The sequence below is a fragment of the Streptomyces sp. BK239 genome (assembly GCF_004217285.1).
Lineage (GTDB): Bacteria > Actinomycetota > Actinomycetes > Streptomycetales > Streptomycetaceae > Streptomyces.
Genome location: NZ_SHKS01000010.1, coordinates 93,857 through 118,170, shown reverse-complemented (window position 1 = coordinate 118,170; position 24,314 = coordinate 93,857). Strand labels below are relative to the sequence as shown.

Below are 24,314 nucleotides of genomic sequence, written 5' to 3'. Positions count from 1 at the left end.
GGGGCGCGCGGTGATCCGCGCGCCCCTTCCGCGTTCCGGTCACCGGCGCCACAGCGGGTGCTCGCGCTCGGCCCATTCCTCGCTCACGGATCCGGTGCGCATGCCGCGCCGGGCCTCGGGGTCGGCGAGGGCCATGCCGATGTGGCCGGCGAGGACGATGCCGACGGTCAGGGCCAGCCAGTCGTGGACGAAGGTCGCGCTGGTCCGCCAGACCAGCGGGGTGAGGTGGGTGAACCACATCAGCAGCCCCGTGCCGAGCATGACCAGCGTGGCCCCGGCGATCCACGACGCGTAGACCTTCTGCCCCGCGTTGAACTTGCCGGCCGGGCGGGAGGCGCGTCGCCGGTCCCGGCGCAGGGCGGCCCGCAGCCAGCGGCGGTCGTGCGGGCCGAACCGGTTGAGTCGGCCGAGGTCGGCGCGGAAGGCGCGGGAGGCGAGGCCCGCCAGGACGGGCGCGGGCAGGGCGAGGCCGGCCCACTCGTGGACGCGGACCACCAGCTCGCGGCGGCCGACGAGCCGCGCCAGCTCGGGGACGTAGAGGAAGGACGCCGTCACCACGCAGACGCCCATCAGGACGGCCGTAAGGCGGTGGATCCAGCGTTCGGCGCGGCTGAAGCGGTGGACGCGGGCGGGGGCGGCCGGCGGGGCGTCAGCTCGTAGGCTCATCGTCCCGCCCGTTCGAACGGCCCACCCAGGCGTCGACGTCGTACCCGCGCTCCTCCCAGTAGCCCGGCCGGACCTCCTCGGTGACGGTGATACCGGAGAGCCACTTGGCCGACTTGTAGAAGTACATGGGGGCGACGTACAGGCGGGCCGGGCCGCCGTGGTCGTGGCCGAGGTCCTCGTCCCGCATGCGCAGGGCGACCAGGACGTCGGAGCGGCGGGCCTGGGCGAGGGTGAGGCTCTCGGAGTACACGCCGTCGAAGCAGGTGAAGCGGACCGCGCCGGCGTCGGCGCGCACGCCGGCCGCGTCGAGCAGCGTGGAGAGGCGGACGCCTTCGAACGGTGTGCCGGGGACCCGCCAGCCGGTGACGCACTGCACGTCCTTGACCACGCGGGTCTGCGGCAGGGCCTTGAGCTCGGCGAGGGTGTAGGCGGCGGGCCGGTCGACGAGGCCGTCGACGGTGAGGCGGTAGGACCCGGCGTCCTTGTGCGGGACGGAGGAGGCCACGGAGTAGTAGCGGAAGCCGCCGCCGTTGGGGAGCAGGCCGGTGAGGCCGGTGGGGTCCTTGTCGGCGGCGCCGCCGAGGAAGTCCTCCAGGCCGCGTTGCAGGGTGGGCGCGGCGAGGACGCCGAGGGCGCCCAGGCCGAGGGTGCCGAGGAAGACGCGGCGGCCCATGGGCGCGCCCCGTTCCTCGGGCGGTTCGGGATTCACCTTTCCATTCGAGCACTCGGGGGGACCGCGGGGCCAGGGTTTCCGGTGCCGTTAAGGACTTTGTAAGGAGGCGGCGGGGGTGGCGCTGCCCGTAGGGGGTTCCCCGGCCGGGGGTCGGGCGGGCAGCGGGTGGAGCCGGGTGCCGAGGGAGCGGCTGCGGGCGGCGCGGAAGGCGGCGTAGGGGTCGCGGTCGGGGTAGGACCAGGGGGCGGGGGTGACGTGGTCGCCGATGCGGTGGAACAGGGCGGCGGCCTCGGCGGGCCGGCCTTCGCAGATCTTGGCGTGGGCGAGGTAGTTCAGGTCGATCAGGCGGCGGGGGTGGTCGTCGTGCTCCCATTCGAGCCACCAGTCGAAGGCGGCTCTCATGACGGCGCCGGACCGGTGGTCGCGCCAGTGGGGTGCGGTGGCCGGGTCGGCGGGGGCGAGGCCGCGGACGGCGAGGGCGCGGTAGCGCTCGGCGTGCGCGACGACGGGGAGGATGGCGAGGGGCGAGTCGGCGGGGGCCTGTTCGGCGGCCCGGGTGGCGAACGCGTAGACCTCGTGGAGCGGGTCGGGGCCGGCGGCGGCCCGGCGTTCGGCGAGCAGGGCGACCATCAGGTGGTGGGCGTGGTGGTGGTCGCGGTGCCGGGTCGTGATCTCCTCGAAGATCCGTACGGCGTCGGCGCCGCCGGTGTGTTCGAGCTGGAGGAGGCCGAGCCAGGGGGTGGGGTCGGCGGGTGCGAGGGCGGCGGCTTCCCGGCAGGCGGCGCGGGCGGCGGCGGGGTCCTCGGCGCCGGCGAGGGCGCGGCGTGCCCGGGCGAGGGCGAGCAGGGCGGTGGCGTCGGCGGATCCGGGTTCGGCGCACAGCCACGCGTGGGCGTGCGGGACGGCGGCCGGGTCGAGGGCGAGGACGGTGAGGCGGTGACCGCGGCGGTCCCAGTCGTCGCCGGTCCGGGCGAGCAGGGAGCGGGCGGTCTGCCAGCGACCCTCGGCGAGGTCGGTCCGGGCGGCGGCCAGCTCGGTGTCGTCGAGGGCCTCGGGTCCGGGGCGGGGCGTGCGCGGGGTCGGGATCAGTGGCACCGGGGGTCTTCTCACCCTCCTCGTGACGGGCCTGGCATCGGCACGCGAACGGCCGATCGGCGCACAGCCAAACGTCAGCGAGCGCTTACCGTCAAGGAGCCCGCCCATGTGACAGGTGTCAACTATCGCATGGTAGAAGGGACTTGGTGACAGTCCCCGCTGGTGGAAGCGGTTGCGCCACAGTCGATGTGGCGTACGCCATGGCGCGGGCCGCCGAGGTCGCGGACCATGGCGGTACGGCCGCCCCGCGCCCACGGCCCCGGACCCCGCGCCGGTCCCGTCGGGTGTGCCGCGACCGCGTCAGGCTCCCGGCCCGGGGTTGCTCCCGGGAGCGTCCTCGAGGGTGATTCCCAGGGACAGCCGCCGAAGGCGCTGGGACACTGAAGTCGGCCACCGCGTCTCCCGTGGCCCGACCCGATGATCGAGGTACGCAGCGTGTCGGTTGTGGTTCTGGTTCTCGCCGTGAGTGCGGCCTGTTGCCTGGGCTTCGGCTTCGTCCTCCAGCAGAGCGCGGCCCAGAAGGCTCCCCTCGGCGACTTCCTCTCGCCCCGGCTGCTGCTCGACCTGATGCGGATGCCGCGCTGGCTGGGGGGCATCGCGTTGATGGTGGCCGGCATGGCGCTGGGCGCTGTCGCGCTCGGCAACGGCGAGATCTCCCTGGTCGAACCGCTGCTGGCGACGAACCTGCTGTTCGCGCTGGCCCTGTCGCGCCACCAGACCAGACAGCCCCTGGGCCGGCAGGGCTGGGCGGGGCTGCTGCTGCTGGCGGGCGGGGTGACGGCGTTCATCGTGGCGGGCCAGCCGCGCGGCGGCACCGCGGTCACCGATCCGCTGCGGCACTGGCTGATCATCGGTCTGATGGTCGGTGGGGCGCTGCTGCTCACGGGGTACGCCAAGCGGCACGCGAGCGTGTCCTCGGCCCCGGTGTTCCTGTCGCTTGCGGCCGGTGTCCTGTACGGCGTCCAGGACGCGTTGACGCGGGTGAGCGGCGAGCGGTTCGGCGAGGGCGGTCTCCTGGAGCTGCTGAGCGGCTGGCAGCCGTACGCCGTGCTGGCGCTCGGGGTGACCGGCCTGGTGCTGGTGCAGAGCGCCTTCGAGACCGCGCCGCTGCGGATGTCGCTGCCCGCGCTGACGGCGGCGCAGCCGCTCGCCGGGATCGCCTGCGGAGTCGGCTTCCTCGGTGACCGGCTGCGTACCGACACGGGCGCGCTGGCGTGGGAGTCGGCGGGTCTCGCGGCGGTCGTGGCGGGCATCGTCCTGCTGGGCCTGCATCCCGCGATGCCGCAGGGCGGGGCGGAACGCGAGCGCTTCCGCGATCTGCAGCCTCAGTAGCCCCTGGCCTCAGTAGCCCCTGGTTGGATGGGGGGTATGAGTGCTGCTGACGAGATCATCGACATCGTCGATGAGACGGACCAGGTCGTCGGACGGTCCCCGCGCGGGGAGGCCTATGCCCGGGGGCTGCGTCACCGGTGCGTGTTCGTTCTCGCGCGGGACGCCGAGGGGCGGGTCTTCGTCCACCGGCGCACGGCGGACAAGCTGGTCTTCCCCTCCCTCCACGACATGTTCGTCGGCGGGGTGGTCGGCGCCGGCGAGGCCTACGACGACGCGGCTCTGCGTGAGGCCGAGGAGGAGCTCGGCGTCGCGGGGCTGCCCCGGCCCCGGTTCCTCTTCAAGTTCCTGTACGACGGCGGGGACGGCCGCACCTGGTGGTCGGCGGTGTACGAGGCCCGCTGCGAGCTGCCGGTCAGCCCCCAGGTGGAGGAGGTCGCCTGGCACGACTTCCTCACCGAGGAGGAGATCGAGCGCCGTCTGACCGAGTGGCGGTGGGTGCCGGACGGTCTCGCCGCGTACGACCGGCTCAAGGAGTTCCGTGCCCGGTGACGAGTTCGTGCGCAACGTCCGGCTGTGGTTCGCGCCCGAGGGCGTCCGGGAGGAGGGGCGGACGCCCGACTACCGCTTCTCGCTGGCCAACGAGCGGACGTTCCTCGCGTGGCTGCGGACGGCGCTCGCGCTGATCGGCGGCGGGTTCGCGGTGGACCAGTTCCTGCCCGATCTGCCGTGGGGGTGGCGCGTGGGTCTCGCGCTCGCGCTGCTCGCGGCGGGGGTGCTGTGCTCGCTGCGGGCGGTGAACCACTGGGTGCGGTGCGAGCGGGCGATGCGGCGGGGCGAGGATCTGCCGGCCTCCCGGTTCCCCGCGCTGCTGGGCGTCGTCGTCGCGGTGGTGGCCGTCGCGATGGTCGTGGTCGTGCTGCTCGGGTGGGACGGGTGAGCGGCGGGCGCGATCCCGGCCTACAGCCCGAGCGGACCCGGCTCGCGTGGCGGCGTACGACGCTGTCGAGCACCGTCGCGGCGGTGCTGGCCGGGAGGGCCGCGCTGCACGGCGGGGTGTCGGCCGCGGGGGTCGTGGCGTGCGCCCTGTGCTGCGCGGCCTGGCTGGGCTTCCTGCTGCTGGCGCACCGCCGGATCAGCGGGCTCACCGGGACGGGTCAGGGCGAGCGGCCTGCGGGGGCGGAACCGGCCGCCGGGGGTGTCCGGGCCGGCCGGCCCCCGGAGGCCGACGGGCCCAGACAGACCACGACGGTCGCCGAGCCGCCGGCCCTGAGCCCCCGCCACGCCGCCCTGGCGGCGCTGTGCACGGTCGCGGTGGCCGTGTGCGGGGCGGTGCTGGTCCTCTGACGGCGGCCGCGCGTCGTGGCAGCCGTCGGGGCAGCCGTGTTGAGGACCCGCCCGCTACGACTCCCAGTCGACCGTGACGACGATCTTGCCCCGGGTGCGGCCCTCCTGGTTGCGCCGGTGGGCCTCCTCCGCGCGCTCCAGGGGGAACGTCTCCGACACGTGCACCGAGACCACGCCCTGCTCGGCCAGTTCCGCCAGGCGGGTGAGGTCCTCGGTGTCGGGGCGGACGAAGCAGTAGTGGCCGCCGTACTCGGCGACGTCGCCGTCGGCGATCGAGGCGAGGCGCCCGTCGGGGGCCAGCAGGTTGGCTGAGGTCTTCAGGGTGTCGCCGCCGATCGTGTCGAAGGCGGCGTCCACGCCCTCGGGCGCCAGCCCGCGCACCCGTTCGGCCATGCCCTCGCCGTAGCTCACGGGTTCGCCGCCCAGCGAGCGCACGAAGTCGTGGTTGGTCTCGCTCGCCGTGCCGATCACCCGCGCGCCGAGATGGCGCGCGATCTGCACGGCGACCGAGCCGACGCCGCCGGCCGCCGCGTGGACCAGCACGGTGTCGCCGCGCTTGACCTCCAGCGCCTTGGTCAGCACCTGGTAGGCCGTGAGCCCCACCAGCGGCAGGCCCGCCGCCTCCTCCCAGGTGAGGTTGCGCGGCTTGCGCGCGAGGGTGCGCACCGGAGCGGCCACGTACTCGGCGAAGGTCCCCCGGGAGAGGAAGTCCTCGCGGACGTAGCCGATGACCTCGTCGCCGACCGCGAACTCGGTGACGGCGGCGCCGGGCTGGACGACGACCCCGGCGACGTCCCAGCCGGGGACCACCGGGAAGACGGCGTCGAGGATGCCGTCGAGATAGCCCTCGCGGCACTTCCAGTCGACGGGGTTGACGGCCGCCGCCCGCACCTTGACCAGGACCGAGTCGGGGCCGACCTTGGGGTCGCGCACCTCCCCGTACTCCAGGACCTCGGGCCCGCCGTACCGGTTGTATGTGATGCCCTTCATGCCACCGACCCTCCGGGGTGCTCGATCGCCACGCAAGCCCGGATGCCCCGAGATGTGCCGTTCGCGTGGCGGCCTGTCCGTCGTCACCCCCGTACCCCGGAAGAGGTACGCCATGGCCGGCCTTCACCCGGAGCACACGGGTCACGCCCGCGCGCGGGCGGGGGCACTAGGGTGGCCCCGATCACGTTGGGCGTCGCCCCTGGACTACATACCGACCGGTCGGCATCATAGGGCGAGAGTCCTCGTTCGTCTGCCGTAGGAGTCCCGCATGAGCCCCGACCACCCGCCCGGCCTCGACCTGGACCGGCTGCGCACCCTGCTCGACCGTGAGCGGCCCGGTCTGGTCCACGGCCCGCTGACCGGCCGGCTGATCGAGGGCGGGCGCTCGAACCTCACCTACGCGGTCGCCGACGGCGAGTCGAAGTGGGTCGTCAGGCGGCCGCCGCTCGGTCATGTGCTGGCCACCGCCCACGACATGCGGCGCGAGCACAGGGTGATCAGCGCGCTGCACCCGACGGACGTGCCGGTGCCGCGCCCGGTGCTGCTGTGCGAGGACGAGGGCGTGCTCGGCGCTCCCTTCTACGTCATGGAGTTCGTCACGGGCACGCCGTACCGCACGGCGGAGCAGCTCGCGCCGCTCGGCCCCGAGCGCACCCGCAACGCGATGCTCTCGCTCGTGGACACGCTGGTCGACCTGCACGCGGTGGACCCCGCCGAGGTCGGGCTCGCCGACTTCGGCCGCCCGGAGGGCTTCCTGGACCGGCAGTTGCGCCGCTGGGGCAAGCAGCTGGACGCCTCCCGCAGCCGCGAGCTGGCGGGCGTCGACGAGCTGCACGCGGCCCTCGGGCGCAGTCTGCCCACGTCGCCCGCCCCGGCCGTCGTGCACGGCGACTACCGGCTCGACAACGTCCTGATCGGTGAGAACGACACGATCAGAGCGATCCTCGACTGGGAGATGTCGACCCTCGGCGACCCGTTGACCGACCTCGGCCTGCTGGTGATGTACAGCGTGCCGCTGGAGGTGGCGAACTCGCCGGTGTCCACCACCGCCACCGCCGCCGGGCACCCCTCGCCCGCCGAACTCGTCGAGCGGTACGCCGCCCGCTCGGGGCGGGACGTGTCGGCGGTCGCCTGGTACACGGCCTTCGCCTGGTTCAAGCTCGCCGTGATCCTCGAGGGCATCCACTACCGCTACACCCTGGGCCAGACGGTGGGCGGCGGCTTCGACCGCATCGGCGAGCTCGTCCCCGTCTTCATCGACCACGGACTGACCACTCTGCAGGAAGGCTGACGGCCATGGACTTCGCGTTCGACGCGCGCACCGAGGAACTGCGCGGCAAGCTGCTCGCCTTCATGGACGAGCACGTGTACCCGGCGGAGGCGGTCGCCGAGGAGCAGCGCGCGCTGCTGGCCTCGCCGTGGGACACGCCGGCGGTGGTCGAGGAGCTGAAGGCCGAGGCGCGCCGGCAGGGCCTGTGGAACCTGTTCCTGCCCGACTCCGAGTACGGCGCGGGTCTCACCAACCTCCAGTACGCGCCGCTGGCCGAGATCACCGGGCGCTCCCCGCAGCTGGCGCCGACCGCGCTGAACTGCGCCGCGCCGGACACCGGCAACATGGAGGTGCTCTCCCAGTTCGGCGACGAGCAGCAGAAGAAGCAGTGGCTGGAGCCGCTGCTCGCCGGTGAGATCCGCTCCGCGTTCGCGATGACCGAGCCGGAGGTGGCCTCCTCGGACGCCACGAACATCACCACGTACATCGAGCGGGACGGCGACGAGTACGTCGTCACCGGCCGCAAGTGGTACATCTCCGGGGCGATGAACCCGGACTGCAGGATCCTCATCGTGATGGGCAAGACCGACCCGGACGGCGACGACATCCGCCGCCAGCAGTCGATGGTGCTGGTTCCGGTCGACACCCCGGGTGTCACCGTGAAGCGGGCCATGCAGGTCTTCGGGTACGAGGACCACTACCACGGCGGCCACGCCGAGGTGATCTTCGATCACGCGCGCGTGCCGGTGTCCAACCTGATCGGCGAGGAGGGCGGCGGCTTCGCCATCGCGCAGGCCCGGCTCGGTCCGGGCCGTATCCACCACTGCATGCGGCTGATCGGCATGGCGGAGCGCGCGATCGAGCTGATGTGCCGCAGGGCCGTCTCCCGTACGGCCTTCGGCAAGGCGCTGGCGCAGCAGGGCGTGGTCCACAACTGGATCGCGGACGCGCGCGTGACGGTCGAGCAGCTGCGGCTGCTGGTGCTGAAGACGGCCTGGCTGATGGACACGGTCGGCAACCGGGGCGCGCACACCGAGATCCAGGCCATCAAGATCGCCACGCCCCGCGCGGTCGTCGACATCATCGACCGGGCGATCCAGCTGCACGGCGCGGGCGGGGTGAGCCAGGACTTCCCGCTGGCCGAGCTGTACGCGGGTGCGCGGACGCTGATGATCGCCGACGGCCCGGACGAGGTGCACCAGCGGTCGCTGGCGCGCCGGGAGCTGAAGAAGTACCTGTGAGGTGACGGGTGAGGGGCGGTCGCCATGGCGACCGCCCCTCACGCATGCCCTGTGAACGACGGCTCAGGGGCGCAGGGCCCGCAGCAGGAGGTCGGCGAGGTGGTCGGCGACCTCCTGGGAGGTCATCGGCCCGTCGGGGCGGTACCAGGTCGACAGGTGGTGGACCGAGCCGAAGTGGTAGTCGACGACCAGGTCCGCCGGGGTGGCGCTGGAGAAGACGCCGGTCCGCTGGCCCTCCTCCACGAGGGCGCGGAACCGCTCGTGGTAGCGCCGCCGCTCCGCCCGCACCTGCTTGTTCTTCTCCGGGCTCAGATGGTGCATCGACCGGAAGAAGATCATCGCGTCGTCGAGGTTCTCGATCGTCGTGACGACGACGTCCGCCGCCGCTCCCCGCAGCCGCTTCTCGATCGGCTCGTCGGCGTCCGCGAACGCGTCGAGGCGCTCCTGCTGGACGCGCAGCACACGCGCGTACACCTCGTGGAGCAGGTCGTCCTTGGAACCGAAGTAGTGATAGAGCGCCCCCTTGGTGACGCCGGCCGCCTCGACGATCTCCTGCACCGAGGTGCGGTCGTAGCCGCGCTCGGCGAAGAGCCGGGTGGCGGCGGCGAGGAGCCGCTGCGGCACGGGCGTCCCGGCGCCCTCCGTCGTTCTGGGCACTGCCGCCACCTGCCTTTCGTCTTCCTTACTGGCTGTCATGCGCGCGGGAACGCGGTTCCCGACGAAGGATCTTCCCACTCGCCGTCCTGGGCGAGCCGGGCAGGACCTCCACCTACCGCGGGTACGTGCAGGCGGCCAGTCTCTCCTTGCGGTGGACCGCCGGTTCATCCGGGTCCGTGTCGGCGCCGGGCGCAGGCGGCCGGCCCGTCCTTCCGCGGTGGCCTGACGGGGTCATCCGGCGGCCTCCCACTTCTGCTGGAGGTGGTTCATGTTGGCCAGCCAGCGGTCGGGGTCGGCGGCGCGCGCCTCGTAGTACCCGGAGACCTCAGGGTGGGGCAGGATGAGGAAGCGGTCCTCCTCGATGCCCTTGAACAGGGCGTCCGCGACGTCCTTCGGTTCGATCGCGGTCGGTTTGAGCACCAGGTCGCCGGCGGTGCCGGTGGACTCCAGCATGTCGGTGCGGACGCCCTGGGGGCAGATCGCGTGGACCTTGACGCCGCGGTGGCGGTAGGTCAGCGACAGCCATTCGGCGAAGGCGTACGCGCCGTGCTTGGTGACGCTGTAGGGGGCCGCGCCGATCATCGTGAGCAGGCCTGCTGCGGAGACCGTGGAGACGAACCGGCCCCGGCCGCGCTCCAGCCAGTGCGGGAGCAGGGCGTGCGCCGCGCGGACGTGCGCCATGACGTTGACGTCCCAGGCGAGGGCCCAGACGGCCTCCGCGGCGGCCTCGGACCCGCCCGAGGCTACGCCCGCGTTGGCGCAGTAGACGTCGACCGTGCCGCCGAGGGCGTCGCGTGCCTCGGCGACGATTTCGGAAGCGTCGCCCGGCACGGCGATGCCGCCGATCTCGTCGGCGACCGTCTTCGCCCGGTCCGCGTCGAGGTCGTTGACGACGACCCGGGCGCCCTCGGCAGCGAACCTCCGGGCGAGGGCGGCGCCTATGCCGCCTCCCGCGCCGGTGACGACGACTCCAGCACCCTGCACGGCTTCCACGATCGGTCTCCTTCGACACGGCTCCGGCTCCCCAGCGACTGCCAGACTAACCGGTCGGTATGTCGGGGAGAAGGGTGTTACGCCGTACGGGTGCCGCCGTGACATCTGGCCAACCGCCGCCGTTGGCAGGACGATGCGCTCACCTGGCGCACGCTGCGGGGCAAGGGGGCCTGTGATGGCGGATGCGGCGACCGGCGCGACGAGTTCGATGAGCGTGGCTCCCTACTGGGAGGTGACCTTCGACGCCGACGGGGACGTCGACGGCGGGCAGCGTGACCGGCTGCTGGCCGGGGTGGTCCGGCAGGGTGTGCGGGACCTGGTGGTCTTCGCGCACGGCTGGAACAACGACCGCTCGGGCGCGACCGCGCTCTACAGCCGCTTCTTCGCGCCGTTCCCCCGGCTCGCGCCGGCGGCGAGGCTCGGGTACGTGGGCGTGGTGTGGCCGTCGATGCGGTTCTCCGACGAGCCGATCCCCGATCTGCCGCGCTCCTCCGTCGCCGCCGGACCGGCGCGGCGGCCGGCGCTGGAGCAGGACACGCGGGACGCGCTGCTGGTGGCGTTCCCGGGCCGGGCGGCCGTGGTCGAGCGGATCGCGGGGCTGCTGGAGCTGCGGCCGCCGGGGGACGCCGGGCTGGAGGAGTACGGGCGTCTGGTGCGGCTGCTGGTGGCGGCCGCGCCGTCGGGGCCGCAGGAGTCGTGCGCGGCGGACGTCCTGAGCGGGGGCGCGCCACAGGACGCGCCGTTGATGCTGCACGCTCCGACGGCGGAGGTCTGCGAGGACTTCGCGCGGGCGCTGGCCCTGATGGAAAGCGGCTCGGGGGCGGCCGGGTTCTCGATGCCGAACCCGTGGGACGGCGCGCACGAACTGCTGCGGCAGGCCACCTACTACGCGATGAAGCGGCGGGCGGGCACCGTCGGCGAGCGGGGGCTCGGACCGCTCGTCGGACGGCTGGCCGGTGCGGCGCCGCAGTTGCGGGTGCACCTCGTGGGGCACAGCTTCGGCGGGCGGCTGGTGTCGTTCGCGCTGCGGGGGCTGCCCGAAGGGGTACGCGCGGTGAAGTCGGTGACGCTGCTCCAGGCGGCGTTCTCGCACTACGCGTTCGCCGCGCGGCTGCCGCACGACGCACGTGCGGGCGGTGCGCTGAACGGCCGGCAGAGCCGGGTGGACGGGCCGCTGGTGTGCTGTCACTCCCGCTACGACTCGGCGCTCGGCACGATCTACCCGCTGGCCTCCCGGATGGCGGGCGACGAACGCGGGGCGGCCGAGGAGTTCGGGGCGGCCGGCGAGCCGGGAGCGGCCGGTGAACCCGGAGCGGCCGGGACCGTCGCCGGAGTCGGGGCGGCCGGCGAGCTGGAGTTCGGCGGGGAGTTCGGGTTCGGCGGGGTGTCCGGGGCCAAGTGGGGCGCCATGGGATACGGGGGTGTGCGGGCGGTGCCGGGTACGCGCGCGTGCACGCTCGCGGAGGCGCTGGCCGGTCCGCTGCCGGCGTCGGGCTGCGTGAACGTGGACGTGGCGGAGGTGGTCCGCCGGGGCGGGCCGCCGTCCGGGGCGCACAGCGACATCGTGCATCCCGAACTGGCGCGACTGGTGCTGTCGGCGGGCCGCGTGCGTTGAGACACGGCCCGCCCCGGGTGGGTCAGCGGTGTGAGGTGAACTCCACCACCTGCTGGTAGGTGGGACGGTTCTGCCAGCTGATGTTGCCGTGCTTGATGCCGCCGAGGGTGCGCTGCACGATCGAGTCGGCGCACCACTGGTTTCCCGCCGCGCACAGGGCGTCGCCGGGGTAGACCTGGGCCGCCGTACGGCCCGCCGCTTCCTTCAGGGAGGTGAGGAGGATGTCGCGGCAGGCGCTCAGGCTGCCGCCGCCGCAGTACTTCTGCGCCAGCGGGCCCTTCACCGGCTCGCCGAGCACGGCCCGCAGGTCCTTGTCGACGTAGCTCCACCAGCCGTACTGGAAGGAGCTGCCGGCGTGGGCGCCGGTCGGCCCGTGTGCCGCCGAAGGGGGCTCGTCCACGGGCAGGTTGGCGGTGAACGCCGCGTACAGGCCGGCGCCGAGGCCGGGTTCGAACTGGGCCTTCACCAGCAGCGGCCACCAGGCGTCCAGGATGCGGACCGCGTCCGCGTTCGCGTACGTCTTCGAACCGGCCGTCGTCTCGGTGCGTTTGCCGCCGGCCGTCAGCCAGGCCTGGAGCTTGCCCACCGCCGCGGCGGCCGCCGTGTCGGTGACCGGCGAGCTGTTGATCACCTTCAGCAGGTCGGGCAGGACGTCCTCAGCGCGCAGGTCGGCCAGAGCCGCGTCCGCCATCGCCTTGACCAGTGAGGCGCGGGTGACGCCGCCGGCCTGGACGAGCTTCTTCACCCGGGTCTCCAGCAGGTTCCCGCGGTGCACGGAGCCGTCGCCCCAGGGCGCGGTCGTGTAGTCCTGGGCCTGCTTGTTGTTCCAGGAGACGTAGTAGTCCTGGTCGACGGAGTTGGGGTGCTGCGAGGGCGGGGTGTAGGAGGCGGTGTTGGTCGCCGGGTTCCAGCCGCGCCACTCGTACGCGGGCTGCGCCCACGCCGGGAACTCCGCGTCGACGCCGGCGGCGCGCACCGGGTTGTCACCGCTGTTGTAGTACGCGGTGTGCTCGGAGTCGGCGTAGAACCAGTTGAAGGTGTAGTTGATGTGCTGCGCCGCGCTCTGGAAGGACTCGGGTCCCGTCACGTAGTCGGGGTCGTTGAGCATCTGGAAGCCGATGATGGAGTCGGCCTCGTGGAAGTAGGACGAGCGCAGGGTGGTGTAGGCGACCTTCTTGCCGCCCACGGTCGCGCGGTGGGTGACGGGGCCGTACTTCGTGCGCCAGACGCGCATCGTGTACGAGCCGGCCGGGGAGTTGTCGGCCGTGGTGGGCTTCCAGGCGTTCTTCTGCTCGATCTTCTCCATCGCGGTGCAGGCGCCGCGGTAGAGGTAGTGGACATCGTCCTGGCACAGCTCGACGGCGTAGGTGTCGATGATGTCCTGGCCGGAGGTGGTGGCGCTCCAGGAGTAGTCCTGGCCGCGGCCGAGTTCGACGTACATGCTCAGGCCGGCGAAGGAGGCGCCGCGGGCGCTGATGCCGGGGCCCTGGAGCTCTTGCAGGAGCAGGAGCTGGGGGGCGAAGTAGCCGGTCTGGGGGCCGAAGACGGCGACGGGGTGGCCGCTGGCGGTGTGGTCGCCGCTGACGACGAGGGCGTTGGACATGCCGCGCCGGGCGGAGCTGAAGGCGGTGGCGGCGGCCGTGGCGGAGGCGGTCGCCGCGGTGGGCGCGGCGGCGGCGCCGGTGCGGTCGTACACGAGGGGTTCCTCGACGACGGAGCCGGCGTCGGGGAGGGCCAGGCCCTGGGGGTTCTCCGGCTTGGCCGCGTAGGGGAAGCTCTTGCCGTCGTGGACGGTCAGGACGGCTTCGGGGTCGTTGCGCTCGCGGAACGACTCCCAGACCCTGGTGCCCTGTTCGACGCCGTACTTCTGCTGCGCGGCGAGCAGGGAGATCGCGTTGTTGACCTCTCCGCCGCCGCCGGAGCCGAAGAGGGCGCCGATGACCGAGCCGAGGGCCACCAGGTCGGTGATCTTGAAGTGGGCGATGGAGCCCGCGTTGGTGATTGAGTCCTTGTGCCCGGTCAACACGTATTCACCGGGGAAGTAGCGGCCGCTGTCGGAGGCGTCGATATAGGCGTTGACGCCGTCGAGATAGGCGTTCGCGTCGGCGAGCGCCAGCTGTCCGCGGGCGCCGTTCACGGCGACCGCGTTGTCGATCTGGGCCTGGAGATCGGCCTCGGTGTACGGGGCGTTGCGCCAGAACTGCTGTTCAAGGCCCTGATTGTCGGCGGCGCCGCCGGCGAAGGAGGTGAGTTGACCGCGACCGACGTGCCGGAACACGTCCATGAGCCACAGCCGGTCCTCGGCGGCGGCATATCCGGCGCCGAACTCGGTGCCGTATCTGGTGGTGCCGGTGATGTGCGGTACGCCCGTCTTCTTGTCGCGGACGATGGTGACATCGCCGCGGCCGGCGGGTTTCACGCTGGAGGCGACCTGGTCGGCGGGGACCCCGAACGACGCGTCGTTGAAGAACGTGTTGATCGTCTGGTTGGTCAGCGCCGGATAACCCTTGGCCAGGTTGGCGTAGGGCCCGAGCTGGTCCTCGGCGTGCGCGGGCTGGGTGCCGAAGGCCTGGTTGAGCAGGATCTGGGCGAGGGTGGCGTTGCCGTTCTGCCCGGGCGGAAGGATGTCGGAGCACTGCGCGCCGCAGTGGTCGTTCACGGCCGTGAGCTCGGCCGCGGACGCCGTGCGCGCGGTTCCGACAGAAAATGGCGTCAAAAGACCGGCAATCAGGGCGCATACCGATGCGGTCTTCAGGAACCCGGGGAATCTGCCGGGAGTTCTCAGTCTGACGGGAGCGGTGCATGGGATTCGCCGTGGCATCGGCAACTCCTAGCGAGGGGATGGCCGGAAGGTTACCGCCGGTATCCCCGGTATTGAAGATGAACATGCGTCATGTTTCGAAGTCGCCTCATCAAGCGCATGGGCGGCATCGCGGATCGGATGGAACCGAAGGGAGCCGAATCGCTTGTCGATACGTCTATTCGGCGATGCCGCGCGAAGTCCTCGCGGACGGTGCGCGAAGTCCGAGCGCGACGAACGCCGAAGTGACCGAAGTGCAGGTGCAGATGTGACGGAGGTGCAAGGCGATGGCCGGTTTTCGGAGTCTGGCGAGACAGGTGCGTGACGCGCGGTGCGATCTGGCGCTGCGGCGTTACTCACTGCGTAAGTGCCTGGAGCGGTTCGCTCCTTACGGGCACAGGGCGACCTGGGACCATCTCTGCTCGCGGGCCGGGTTCGGCCCCGAGGACCGCTCCCCCGATCCTGCGCGGCTCGTGGCCGCGTTGGACGAGCTGGAGGAGGCGCGGGCGGTGTGGTTGGCCTACGAGGTCGAGTTCGCCGAGCGCCGCAGGAAGGAGAAGTACGACGGGCTGCGCCGCCCGGGCACCGTGGACGACTGGCACCGGCTGACCTGGGGCGGTTTCGGTGTGGCGTGGTGCGACGACCCGCGGGTGCATCCCCGTGAGCCGCTGGCCGAGGTGCTGCGCCGGCTGATCAACGCCCTGGAGCGCGAGCCGGGCTCGGCCTGTCCGGTGTGCGGCGGGACGCGGCTCCAGTGGAAGTACGACCTGGACCACGAACCGTCCTCCGGCCCGGTCTGCGCGGACTGCGGCATACTCGTCCCCCGCCCGGTCCTCACCGCCGAGGCGCTGGCGTACGCGAGGCGGGGACGGCTGCTGATGTCGGCGTGAGACCGGCCGCCGGCGTGAGCCGGGGGCCGTGCGGGAGCACGGCGCGTGTACGGCACGGGGTGCGCACCGAGAGCGTGGCGCACCCCTGTTCCGCCGTGGGCGGCGCGGGGCGATGCGACGGCGGGTGACGGTACCAGCCGCTAATCCGGTCGCTCCAGCGCTTTGTCATGAGGACAGTCGGGAGGGATGAGACCCGTCTGAGGCCCTGAAGGAGCCCCTCATGTCGACGCTGCGCGTCACCGCCGAAGTGCTGACCGTCCACGAACACCCCAACGCCGACGCCCTCGAACTGGCCCAGGTGGGCCTGTACCGCGCGGTCGTCGCCAAGGGGGCGTACCGCACCGGGGACGCCGCGCTCTACATCCCCGAGCAGGCGGTGCTGCCGGCCTCCCTGATCGAGGAGCTGGGGCTGACCGGGCGGCTGGCCGGGAGCAAGGCGGACCGGGTCAAGGCGGTCCGCCTGCGGGGCGAGCTGTCGCAGGGGATCGTGTGCCGGCCCGCGGCGCTGGCCGGCGTCGACCTGGTGCGGGCGGCCGGGGCGGGGACCGACTTCGCGGAGCGGCTGGGCATCACCAAGTGGGTGCCGCCGATCCCGCCGACGATGAGCGGCGAGGTCGAGGCCGCGTCCGAGCTGCTGCCCTGGGTCGACATCGAGAACATCCAGCGCTATCCGGACATCTTCGCTCCGGGTGAGCCGGTGGTCCTGACGGAGAAGCTGCACGGTTCGGCGTGCCTGCTGACGTATGTCGCGGACGAGGGGCGGGTGTACGTCTCCTCCAAGGGCTTCGGCGGGAAGTCGCTGGCGCTGAAGGAGGATCCGCGGAACCTGTACTGGCGTGCCGTACGGGGACACGGCGTGGTGGAGGCGGCGGCCCGGATCGCCGAGCGGCTCGGCGCGCGGCGGGTCGGGATCTTCGGCGAGGTGTACGGGGCGGGCGTGCAGGATCTGGCGTACGGCGCGGACGGGCGGCGGGAGAGTCTCGGGTACGCCGCGTTCGACGTCTCCGTGGAGGTCGGGGGCGCGGTGCGGTGGCTGGACCCGGGGGAGGTGGTGGAGCTGCTCGACGGTGAACTGCCTGTGGTGCCACGGCTGTTCGAGGGGCCGTACAACAGTGAGCGGGTGCTGGAGCTGGCGAGCGGGCGCGAGACGGTGTCCGGGCGGGAGCTGCACCTGCGGGAGGGTGTGGTGATCCGTCCCGCTGTCGAGCGGTACAGCACGGTGACCGGCGGCCGGGCGATCGCGAAGGCGGTGAGCGCGGCGTATCTGACGCGGAAGGGCGGGACGGAGTACGAGTAGGGGTGCCGGGGGTAGGTGACCGTGGGTCCGGGCCTGCGGGGGTGGGCCGCGGAGCGCGGCACTGCCGGGTGCCGCCGCGCCCACCCGTGCCGCCCCAGCGGCACGACTGCCCGCAGCTGGGGGACTGAAGGATCTGCGCGAGCGGCCCCACCCAGGGGCGCGGGGAACTGCGCGAACCGCCACAGACGAGCCGCACCCACCCCGCCGCTCGGTGGCTACCGCGCCCCTCCCGCCCCGGGTTTCTCCGCCAACAGCCGCGATCCAGCGGCTCGTTCGCCGAAGGCATCGTTCGGATTGGAGAGGACGCAGCTGTGGAGGGAGAGGCAGCCGCAGCCGATGCAGTCGGTGAGGTGGTCGCGCAGACGGTTCAGCTGCCGTATGCGTTCGTCGAGTTCGGCCCGCCAGGTCTGTGACAGGCGCGCCCAGTCCTCGCGGGTCGGCGTGCGCTCCTCGGGGAGTTCGGCGAGCGCCTCGCGGATCGTGGCCAGCGGGATGCCCACCCGCTGTGCGGCCCGCACGAAGGCCACACGCCGGAGCGTGTCGCGGTGGTAGCGGCGTTGGTTGCCCGGTGTGCGGCGACTGCTGATCAGCCCCTTGGCCTCGTAGAAGTGCAGCGCGGAGACGGCGGCGCCGCTGCGGGCGGCGAGCTGGCCGACCGTGAGCTCGTGGATCTTCTCGGGTATCTGGGGCACCCCTCAGAGACTACCGATCAGGCAGGCCGGTCGACCCGCCTCCTCGATCCGTTGACACCGACCTCGCCGCCGACCATGCTAAGCAGTCGCTTAGACGTCACACGAGAGGCCGGGACATGGCTGAGCCGAGGATCTTCACGTCCGTCGACGAGCTGAAGGCTGCGGTGGGCGAGCAGTTGGGGTACACGGACTGGGTGGAGGTCGACCAGAAGCGGATCGACCTTTTCGCCGAGGCCACCGGCGACCACCAGTGGATCCACGTGGACCCGGAGAAGGCCGCAGCCGGGCCGTTCGGGACCACGATCGCGCACGGTTACCTGACGCTGTCGCTGCTGCCGCTGTTCGGACCGCAGCTGATCTCCGTCGAGAACGTGAAGATGGGCGTCAACTACGGGACGAACAAGGTCCGTTTCCCCTCCCCCGTGCCGGTCGGCTCCCGGCTGCGCGCCACCGCGACGATCACCGCGGTGGACGAGGTGCCCGGCGGCGTCCAGCTCACCGTCGCCTTCTCCGTGGAGCGCGAGGGCGGGGACAAGCCGGCGTGCGTCGCGGAGTCGGTGTCCCGGTACTACCTCTAGAGCGGAACGGGCCGCAGCCCTCGGCTACTTGGCCGCGCCCACCATCCGCAGCACGAGGTCGGCGTACAGCGCGCCGACCTCGTCGGGCGTGCGCGGGCCGTCCACGTTGAACCAGCGGGCCACGTCGATGCACAGCGACAGCACGGCGAGGGTCGTGCCGTGCACGTCCAGCACGTCGAACTCGCCGGCCGCCACGCCGTCCTCGATGATCCCGCGCACCTGCGCGTCGACCTGCCGGCGCAGGTCGAGGATCTCGGCGCGGGCGTCGGGGCCGAGGGCGTCCAGTTCGTACTGCACGACCCGCGCGGTGGTGCGCCGCCCGGCGTGCCAGCGGACGAAGGAGCTCACGGCGTCCGCGAGCCGCCGCGTCGCGTCGCCGTCGCCGTTCGCGGCCGTGCGCAGGATGTCCAGCGCGCGGTCGTGACCGATGCGGCTGATGCGGTGCAGCAGCTCTTCCTTGGTCTTGTAGTGGATGTAGAGGGCGGCCGGGCTCATGCCCGCGCGGCCCGCGATGTCGCGGGTGGTGGTCGCGTGGTAGCCGCGCTCGGCGAAGGCCTCCACGGCGGCGACGAGCAGTCGCCGGGCCGCGTCAGGGGTGACCTCTTCCCACGGCTCGACGTCGCCGCCGGCCGTCTCCTCCGCCGTACTCATCGCTGGTTCGCCCCTCTCGCTACCGGAGCTACACCATACCGCTGAAGCTGAGCGGCCGCTTAGCGTCGCCGCTCAGAAGCCCTCAGGCGTAGGGGAATCCCTCGCGGGCCGAACGAGCCCCTCAGAGCTTCTCGAAGGGGTCGTGCTCCGCGAGCAGCTTCTCCAGTCGCGCCTGGTCGACCCGGCTCACGATCGCCCCCGCCTCCTGGCGGTCCCTGATCACCTTGGCCAGGGTGAAGGCGGAGGTGACCAGGTACAGCACGGCGATGGCCAGGAAGCCGCGCACCCAGGCGTCGGCGTTCAGCCGGAAGATGCCGATGGCCGTGGCCGCCATGGCGACGGCGAAGGACGCGACCGCCTGGCCGTAGAACGCGGCGGTGCTCTGCTGCTTGACCGGTGTGTCACTCATGGCCACAGCATCGGCCGGGCGTGGCGCGCGCCACATCCGCGCACGTACTCAGAACGTACTCAGAACGCCGAGACGCCGGTCAGCGCCCGCCCGATCAGGAGCTTCTGGATCTGGCTGGTGCCCTCGTAGAGGGTCATCACCCGCGCGTCGCGCAGCAGTTTGCCCGCCGGGTACTCGTCGACGTAGCCGTAGCCGCCGAAGACCTGGAGGGCGTTGTTGGCGGCGCGGACGGCGGCCTCCGAGGCGAACAGCTTGGCCTTGGAGGACTCCACGGCGAAGGGCCGCCCGCGGTCGATCAGGTCCGCGACCCGCCAGGTGAGGAGCCGGGCGGCGTCCACGTCGACCGCGATGTCACTGATCAGCTCCTGGACGAGCTGGTGGTGGGCGATGCTCTTTCCGAACTGCTCGCGCTCCCCCGCGTACCGCACGGCCGCGTCCAGCGCGGCCTGGGCGATGCCGACGCAGCCCGCCGCGACCGACATCCGCCCCTTGGCGAGGGCCGACATGGCGACGGAGAAGCCCTTGCCCTCCTCGCCGAGCAGCGCGGACGCCGGCACCCGGACGCCGTCCAGGACCAGTTCGGCGGTGGCCTGGCCGCGCAGGCCGAGCTTGCCGTGCAGGGTGCGGCGGGTCAGGCCGGGGGTGTCGGCGGGGACGAGGAACGCGGAGACGCCCTTGTGGCCTGGGGCGTCGGTGGAGCGCGCGAAGAGCAGCACGACGTCGGCCCAGGTGCCGTTGGTGATGAACATCTTCGTGCCGTCGATGACGTAGTGGTCGCCGTCGCGGACCGCGCGGGTGGTGAGGTTCCCGGCGTCCGAGCCGGTGCCGGGCTCGGTCAGGCCGAAGCAGCCGACGTACGCGCCCGAGGTCAGCCCCGGCAGCCAGCGCCGCTTGTGCTCCTCGCTCCCCCAGGCCGCGATCGTCTTGGCGACCAGGCCGAGGGAGACGGACACGATCCCGCGCACCGAGGAGTCACCGCGGCCGAGCTCCTCCGTGACCAGGCAGTACGCGAGGTGGTCGCCGCCCGAGCCGCCGTACTCCTCGTCGATCGTCAGCCCCAGGAAGCCGACCTCGCCGAGCTTCTTCACGATGCCCCGGTCGACCTCCTCGGCACGGTCCCAGGCTGCGGCGTGCGGGGCGATCTCGCGCTCCACGAAGTCCCGGGCGAGCCGACGGACGGCCTCCTGCTCCTCGCTGAGCCCCAGACGCATGACGCGACACCCACCCTTTAATTAGCACTGCTAGTTTCCTGTGTCCGCCCTACTATGTGCGCCATGGCCCGACCGCGCAAGCCCTTGCTGAGCACCGACCGCATCATCGTGACGGCCCGCGCGCTCGTGGACGCCGAGGGCCTGGCGGCCGTCTCCACCCGGCGGCTCGCCGCCGAGCTGGGCGTGAGCGGGCCCTCGCTCTACAACCACTTCCGCACCAAGGACGAGATCCTGGAGGCCGTCGCCGACTCGGTCAGCGCCCAGGTGGACCTGACGATGTTCGAGGACGGCCGGGAGTGGCGGACCGCCCTGCACGACTGGGCCGTCTCCTACCGGGCCGCCCTGCGCGACCACCCCAACATCGTCCCGGTCCTGGCCCGCGGCCCCGGCCGCCGTCCGGCCGCGCTGCGGCTCGCGGACGCGGTGTACGGCGCGATGGTCGACGCCGGCTGGCCGCCCGCGCAGGCCACCTCGATCGGCGCGCTGATGCGGTACTTCATCATGGGCTCCGCGCTCGGCTCCTTCGCGGGCGGCTTCGTCGGCGACGCCGGCGCGTACGACCCGGCCGACTACCCGCACCTCGGTCAGGCCCATCTGCTGGCCGACCAGCAGGAGAAGATCGACGAACGCGCCTTCGAGACGGGTCTCACCGCGCTGCTGGACGGGCTGGCCCAGCAGTACGAGCAGGTGCGGCGCGGCGCGTAGCCCCGGCCGCGCGCACACTTCGGCCGGCGCCGAAGCGTCCGTGTCGCATGCTGGAGGGCATGACCACCAGGGATGCGCGGGCTCCGTTGCTGGCCCGGCTGGCGGGGCTGCTCGCCGACGAGACACGGGCCGCGTGTCTGCTGGCGCTGCTCGACGGGCGGGCGTGGACCGCCGGTGAGCTGGCGCGGCACGCGGGGGTCGCCGCGTCGACGTTGAGCGAGCACCTGGGCAAGCTCGTCGCGGGCGGGTTGCTCGCCGAGGAGCGGCAAGGGCGGCACCGGTACGTGCGGCTGGCCGACGCCCGGGTCGCCCAGCTGGTGGAGGACCTGGCCGCGCAGGTCGCCCCCGACGCCGTCGCCGCACCCCGCAGTCTGCGGGAGTCGAGCGCGGGCTCGGCGCTGGCGCGCGGCCGCACCTGTTACGACCACCTCGCCGGGCGGCTCGGCATCGCGGTCACCGACGCGCTCACCGCGCGCGGGCTGCTGCTCCAGGAGACGGGGTTCGCGCTGACCCGGGCGGGGCTGCGGTGGTTCGACGGCGCGGGCATCGCCCTCGACCGCACGGGCCGGCGGCCGCTGGCGCGCGCCTGCCTCGACTGGACGGAGCGCCGGCCCCATCTCGCCGGGGTCGCGGGGGCCGCCCTGTGCCGGCACGCCTTCGACTCGGGGTGGTGCGAACGCATCGGCTCCGAGCGCGCGGTGCGGGTGACGGCGTCGGGAGAACGCGCGCTGAACGAACTGCTGGGCGTCGACCGGGCCGCGCTGAGGTAGCCGCCGTCGCCCGGTCCGAAATCCGCGAGACCTCTCCCCCTTCTCTTGCCTAGCCTCTGGAGCATGATGCACTCCCCACGTCGTACGGAACTGCTCGCGGCCGGTGCGGCCGCCGTCACCGTGGTGCTGTGGGCCTCGGCGTTCGTGTCGATCCGCAGCGCGGGCGACGCCTACTCGCCGGGCGCACTGGCCCTCGGCCGACTGCTGGCCGGGGCCCTGACACTGGGGGTGATCTGCCTCGTACGGCGGGAGGGGTGGCCGCCGCGATCGGCGTGGCGCGGGATCGGGACAGCGGGGGTGCTCTGGTTCGGCTTCTACATGGTGGTCCTGAACTGGGGCGAGCAGCAGGTCGACGCGGGAACGGCGGCCCTGGTGGTGAACATCGGGCCGATCCTGATCGCCCTGCTCGGCGCGCGCTTCCTGGGTGACGTGATGCCGCCGCGGCTGCTGGCCGGGATGGCGGTGTCGTTCGCCGGTGCGGTGACGGTGGGGTTGTCGATGTCGGGGGACGGCGGTTCCTCGGTGCTGGGGGTGGTGCTGTGTCTGCTGGCGGCGATCGCGTACGCCGCCGGAGTGGTGGCGCAGAAGCCGGCGCTGGGGCGGGCGAGCGCGCTGCAGGTCACGACCTTCGGATGTCTGGTCGGGGCGGTGCTCTGCCTGCCGTTCGCCGGGCAGCTGGTGAGCGAGGCGGCGAAGGCCCCGGTGTCGGCCACCCTGAACATGGTCTACCTGGGCGTCTTCCCGACCGCGCTCGCCTTCACCACCTGGGCGTACGCCCTCGCCCGTACGACCGCCAGCCGCATGGGCGCGACGACGTACGCGGTGCCCGCGCTGGTCGTCCTGATGTCATGGCTGGCCCTGGGTGAGGTGCCGGGGCCGCTCACGCTGACGGGCGGGGCGTTGTGCCTGGCCGGGGTCGCGGTGTCGCGGTCGCGGGCCCGGCGGGCGCCCGAGGCCGCGGCGGTGGAGCCGCGGCCGGAGCGACTGGAGGAGTCAGCGTGAACGGGCCCTGTCGGACAGGACCTTGATCGAGACGAGCGCGATCACCGAGAGGCCGACGATGTAGGCGGCGACCGACATCGACGTGCCCGTCGCCTCCAGGAGCAGGACCATGACGAACGGCGCGAGTCCGCCGCCGCCGACGGCGGCGATCTGGTAGCCGAGGGAGGCGCCGGTGTAGCGCATCTCGGGCGTGAACAGTTCGGCGAACAGGGCGGCCTGGGGGCCGTACATGATGCTCAGGAAGCAGCTCGCGACGAACGTGCCGACCGCGAGCCACAGCAGTGACCCGGTGTCGATCAGCAGGAACAGCGGTACGGCCCACACCGCGATGCCGACCGCGCCGAACGCGTAGATCTTGATGCGGCCGACGCGGTCGGACAGCGCGGCGGAGGCCGGGATCAGCACCAGCTGGGTGAGGCTGACGCAGAGCGAGACGGTGAGGACGGCGCCGCGGTTCATGCCCAGTTCGCGGGTGGTGTAGTCGAGGACGCCGGTGATGAGGATGTAGAAGGTCGCGGTGTTCACGGCGAAGGATCCGCCGGCCAGGAGGACCGTGCCGAGGTGGTCGCGCAGGACCGTGCGCAGGGGCGAGCCGCGCTCCGACTTCTCCTTCTCGGCGAGCGCCCGCTCCGCCTCCCGGAAGGCGGGCGTCTCCTCGACGCGGGTGTGGATGTAGTAGGCGAGCACGAGGACGAACAGGCCGACGAGGAAGGGCATCCGCCAGCCCCAGGCGGCGAAGGCGCTGTCGGTGGTGAAGGCGCCGGCCAGCAGGAACACGCTGTTGGCGGTCACCACGCCGATGGGGACGCCGAGCTGGACGACGCTGCCGTAGACACCGCGCTTGCCCTCGGGGGCGTACTCGGTGGCCAGGAGCATCGCGCCGCCCCACTGGGCGCCGACCGCGAGCCCCTGGACGACGCGCAGGGCGACCAGCAGGACCGGGGCGGCGACGCCGATCGTTTCGTACGTCGGCAGCAGGCCGATGCCCGTGGTGGCCAGGCCCATGAGCGTGAGCGCGAGGACGAGCATCGGCTTGCGGCCGCGCTTGTCGCCGAGGTGTCCGGCGACGATGCCGCCGAGCGGGCGGGCGAGGAAGCCGACGGCGAAGGTGGCGAAGGAGGCGAGGACCCCGGCGGTGGGGCTGCCCGCCGGGAAGTAGAGGTCGCCGAGGACGAGGGCGGCGGCGATGCCGAAGACGAAGTAGTCGTACCACTCGACGGCGGAGGCGAGGGCGGCGGCGGTGGCCACACGGCGGCGATGGGGGGTCGACGCGGCGGTCACGGTGGCGGGTCGGTCGGTGGGGAACGTGTCCATGCGTGCACACTCCGATGGGTGCGGTGGGGACGTTCCCGGGAACATACTGACCGGACGGTATGGGGTCAACGGTCGGGTACGAAGGTTGCCCGGAGCACCCGTGGGGCACTCCGGGCAAC

At 72.6% G+C, this 24,314-nt stretch carries 25 protein-coding genes and 1 pseudogene; 13 read left to right on the top strand and 13 right to left on the bottom strand.

Annotated features, from left to right (window positions below; translation table 11 throughout):
* Positions 1–39 precede the first annotated feature (39 nt).
* The 3 genes from EV567_RS25745 to EV567_RS25735 are packed head-to-tail and all read right to left on the bottom strand — an operon-like array spanning position 40 to position 2,449.
* Positions 40–666: a cytochrome b/b6 domain-containing protein gene (locus EV567_RS25745; RefSeq protein WP_130444145.1), complete on the bottom strand. Its 627-nt coding sequence runs from the start codon at positions 664–666 to the stop codon at positions 40–42.
* Positions 650–1,375, bottom strand: coding sequence for a molybdopterin-dependent oxidoreductase (locus tag EV567_RS25740; protein WP_242621003.1), 726 nt, complete (start codon positions 1,373–1,375; stop codon positions 650–652). The genes EV567_RS25745 and EV567_RS25740 overlap by 17 nt, the downstream gene beginning before the upstream one ends.
* Before the next feature lie 51 nt (positions 1,376–1,426).
* Complete coding sequence (locus tag EV567_RS25735; protein WP_407071622.1) at positions 1,427–2,449, bottom strand: hypothetical protein; 1,023 nt, start codon at positions 2,447–2,449, stop codon at positions 1,427–1,429.
* A 420-nt stretch (positions 2,450–2,869) separates the two neighbouring features.
* Here EV567_RS25735 and EV567_RS25730 point away from each other — a divergent pair, with 420 nt between their 5' ends.
* The 4 genes from EV567_RS25730 to EV567_RS25715 are packed head-to-tail and all read left to right on the top strand — an operon-like array spanning position 2,870 to position 5,110.
* Entirely contained in the window at positions 2,870–3,766 is an 897-nt protein-coding gene (locus EV567_RS25730) for a DMT family transporter (RefSeq protein WP_130444143.1), read from the top strand.
* 36 nt (positions 3,767–3,802) lie between these two features.
* On the top strand, positions 3,803–4,315 hold the full coding sequence (locus tag EV567_RS25725; protein ID WP_130444141.1) for an NUDIX hydrolase: 513 nt from the start codon (positions 3,803–3,805) through the stop codon (positions 4,313–4,315).
* Positions 4,305–4,703 carry a YidH family protein gene (locus tag EV567_RS25720; RefSeq protein ID WP_130444139.1) on the top strand — a complete coding sequence of 133 codons (399 nt, stop codon included), beginning with the start codon at positions 4,305–4,307 and terminating at the stop codon, positions 4,701–4,703. Before EV567_RS25725 ends, EV567_RS25720 begins: the two co-directional genes overlap by 11 nt.
* A complete protein-coding gene (locus EV567_RS25715; RefSeq protein WP_347400508.1) occupies positions 4,700–5,110 on the top strand; it encodes a DUF202 domain-containing protein in 411 nt (136 codons plus the stop codon). Before EV567_RS25720 ends, EV567_RS25715 begins: the two co-directional genes overlap by 4 nt.
* Before the next feature lie 54 nt (positions 5,111–5,164).
* Here EV567_RS25715 and EV567_RS25710 read toward each other — a convergent pair whose 3' ends face one another.
* Positions 5,165–6,100: an NADP-dependent oxidoreductase gene (locus tag EV567_RS25710; RefSeq protein ID WP_130444135.1), complete on the bottom strand. Its 936-nt coding sequence runs from the start codon at positions 6,098–6,100 to the stop codon at positions 5,165–5,167.
* 268 nt (positions 6,101–6,368) lie between these two features.
* On the opposite strand from EV567_RS25710, the gene EV567_RS25705 reads away from it, so the two are divergent.
* Together EV567_RS25705 and EV567_RS25700 are read left to right on the top strand one after the other, a co-directional pair.
* On the top strand, positions 6,369–7,391 hold the full coding sequence (locus EV567_RS25705) for a phosphotransferase family protein (RefSeq protein WP_130444133.1): 1,023 nt from the start codon (positions 6,369–6,371) through the stop codon (positions 7,389–7,391).
* Positions 7,392–7,396: 5 nt separating this feature from the next.
* Complete coding sequence (locus EV567_RS25700; protein ID WP_130444131.1) at positions 7,397–8,611, top strand: acyl-CoA dehydrogenase; 1,215 nt, start codon at positions 7,397–7,399, stop codon at positions 8,609–8,611.
* 63 nt (positions 8,612–8,674) lie between these two features.
* On the opposite strand, the gene EV567_RS25695 is transcribed toward EV567_RS25700, so the two are convergent.
* The 3 genes and pseudogenes from EV567_RS25695 to EV567_RS25690 form a co-directional block, all read right to left on the bottom strand.
* Positions 8,675–9,268: a TetR/AcrR family transcriptional regulator gene (locus tag EV567_RS25695; protein ID WP_130444129.1), complete on the bottom strand. Its 594-nt coding sequence runs from the start codon at positions 9,266–9,268 to the stop codon at positions 8,675–8,677.
* A 25-nt stretch (positions 9,269–9,293) separates the two neighbouring features.
* Positions 9,294–9,497, bottom strand: a pseudogene (locus EV567_RS28645) (long-chain fatty acid--CoA ligase); the annotation flags it as partial.
* Positions 9,498–9,499: 2 nt separating this feature from the next.
* Complete coding sequence (locus EV567_RS25690; protein WP_130444319.1) at positions 9,500–10,264, bottom strand: SDR family oxidoreductase; 765 nt, start codon at positions 10,262–10,264, stop codon at positions 9,500–9,502.
* 172 nt (positions 10,265–10,436) lie between these two features.
* Here EV567_RS25690 and EV567_RS25685 point away from each other — a divergent pair, with 172 nt between their 5' ends.
* On the top strand, positions 10,437–11,876 hold the full coding sequence (locus tag EV567_RS25685; protein ID WP_242621001.1) for a serine-threonine protein kinase: 1,440 nt from the start codon (positions 10,437–10,439) through the stop codon (positions 11,874–11,876).
* A gap of 22 nt (positions 11,877–11,898) precedes the next feature.
* Here the strand turns inward: EV567_RS25685 and EV567_RS25680 are convergent, their stop codons facing one another.
* Positions 11,899–14,697 (bottom strand): penicillin acylase family protein, encoded by a 2,799-nt coding sequence (locus EV567_RS25680; protein ID WP_130444127.1) that lies wholly within the window; start codon positions 14,695–14,697, stop codon positions 11,899–11,901.
* 266 nt (positions 14,698–14,963) lie between these two features.
* On the opposite strand from EV567_RS25680, the gene EV567_RS25675 reads away from it, so the two are divergent.
* Positions 14,964–15,566, top strand: coding sequence for a hypothetical protein (locus EV567_RS25675; protein WP_130444125.1), 603 nt, complete (start codon positions 14,964–14,966; stop codon positions 15,564–15,566).
* 220 nt (positions 15,567–15,786) lie between these two features.
* Positions 15,787–16,863 carry an RNA ligase (ATP) gene (locus tag EV567_RS25670; protein ID WP_130444123.1) on the top strand — a complete coding sequence of 359 codons (1,077 nt, stop codon included), beginning with the start codon at positions 15,787–15,789 and terminating at the stop codon, positions 16,861–16,863.
* Between the two features lie 215 nt (positions 16,864–17,078).
* Here the strand turns inward: EV567_RS25670 and soxR are convergent, their stop codons facing one another.
* Positions 17,079–17,555: a redox-sensitive transcriptional activator SoxR gene (gene soxR / locus EV567_RS25665; protein WP_130444121.1), complete on the bottom strand. Its 477-nt coding sequence runs from the start codon at positions 17,553–17,555 to the stop codon at positions 17,079–17,081.
* A 116-nt stretch (positions 17,556–17,671) separates the two neighbouring features.
* Between soxR and EV567_RS25660 the strand changes: the two genes are divergently transcribed.
* Entirely contained in the window at positions 17,672–18,133 is a 462-nt protein-coding gene (locus tag EV567_RS25660) for a MaoC family dehydratase (protein WP_130444119.1), read from the top strand.
* Positions 18,134–18,157: 24 nt separating this feature from the next.
* Here the strand turns inward: EV567_RS25660 and EV567_RS25655 are convergent, their stop codons facing one another.
* The 3 genes from EV567_RS25655 to EV567_RS25645 all read right to left on the bottom strand — a co-directional run bounded on the left by EV567_RS25655 (position 18,158) and on the right by EV567_RS25645 (position 20,404).
* Entirely contained in the window at positions 18,158–18,784 is a 627-nt protein-coding gene (locus EV567_RS25655; protein ID WP_130444117.1) for a TetR/AcrR family transcriptional regulator, read from the bottom strand.
* 121 nt (positions 18,785–18,905) lie between these two features.
* Positions 18,906–19,193 carry a YiaA/YiaB family inner membrane protein gene (locus EV567_RS25650; protein ID WP_130444115.1) on the bottom strand — a complete coding sequence of 96 codons (288 nt, stop codon included), beginning with the start codon at positions 19,191–19,193 and terminating at the stop codon, positions 18,906–18,908.
* Between the two features lie 59 nt (positions 19,194–19,252).
* Positions 19,253–20,404, bottom strand: a complete 1,152-nt coding sequence (locus EV567_RS25645) for an acyl-CoA dehydrogenase family protein (protein WP_130444113.1) — start codon at positions 20,402–20,404, stop codon at positions 19,253–19,255.
* 63 nt (positions 20,405–20,467) lie between these two features.
* Between EV567_RS25645 and EV567_RS25640 the strand changes: the two genes are divergently transcribed.
* The 3 genes from EV567_RS25640 (at position 20,468) to EV567_RS25630 (ending at position 22,881) form a co-directional block, all read left to right on the top strand.
* A complete protein-coding gene (locus EV567_RS25640; RefSeq protein ID WP_130444111.1) occupies positions 20,468–21,109 on the top strand; it encodes a TetR/AcrR family transcriptional regulator in 642 nt (213 codons plus the stop codon).
* Between the two features lie 59 nt (positions 21,110–21,168).
* Positions 21,169–21,879 carry a helix-turn-helix transcriptional regulator gene (locus EV567_RS25635; RefSeq protein ID WP_130444109.1) on the top strand — a complete coding sequence of 237 codons (711 nt, stop codon included), beginning with the start codon at positions 21,169–21,171 and terminating at the stop codon, positions 21,877–21,879.
* A gap of 66 nt (positions 21,880–21,945) precedes the next feature.
* Entirely contained in the window at positions 21,946–22,881 is a 936-nt protein-coding gene (locus tag EV567_RS25630) for a DMT family transporter (protein WP_130444315.1), read from the top strand.
* On the opposite strand, the gene EV567_RS25625 is transcribed toward EV567_RS25630, so the two are convergent.
* Positions 22,873–24,195, bottom strand: coding sequence for an MFS transporter (locus EV567_RS25625; RefSeq protein ID WP_130444107.1), 1,323 nt, complete (start codon positions 24,193–24,195; stop codon positions 22,873–22,875). The genes EV567_RS25630 and EV567_RS25625 overlap by 9 nt on opposite strands.
* Positions 24,196–24,314: the final 119 nt, after the last annotated feature.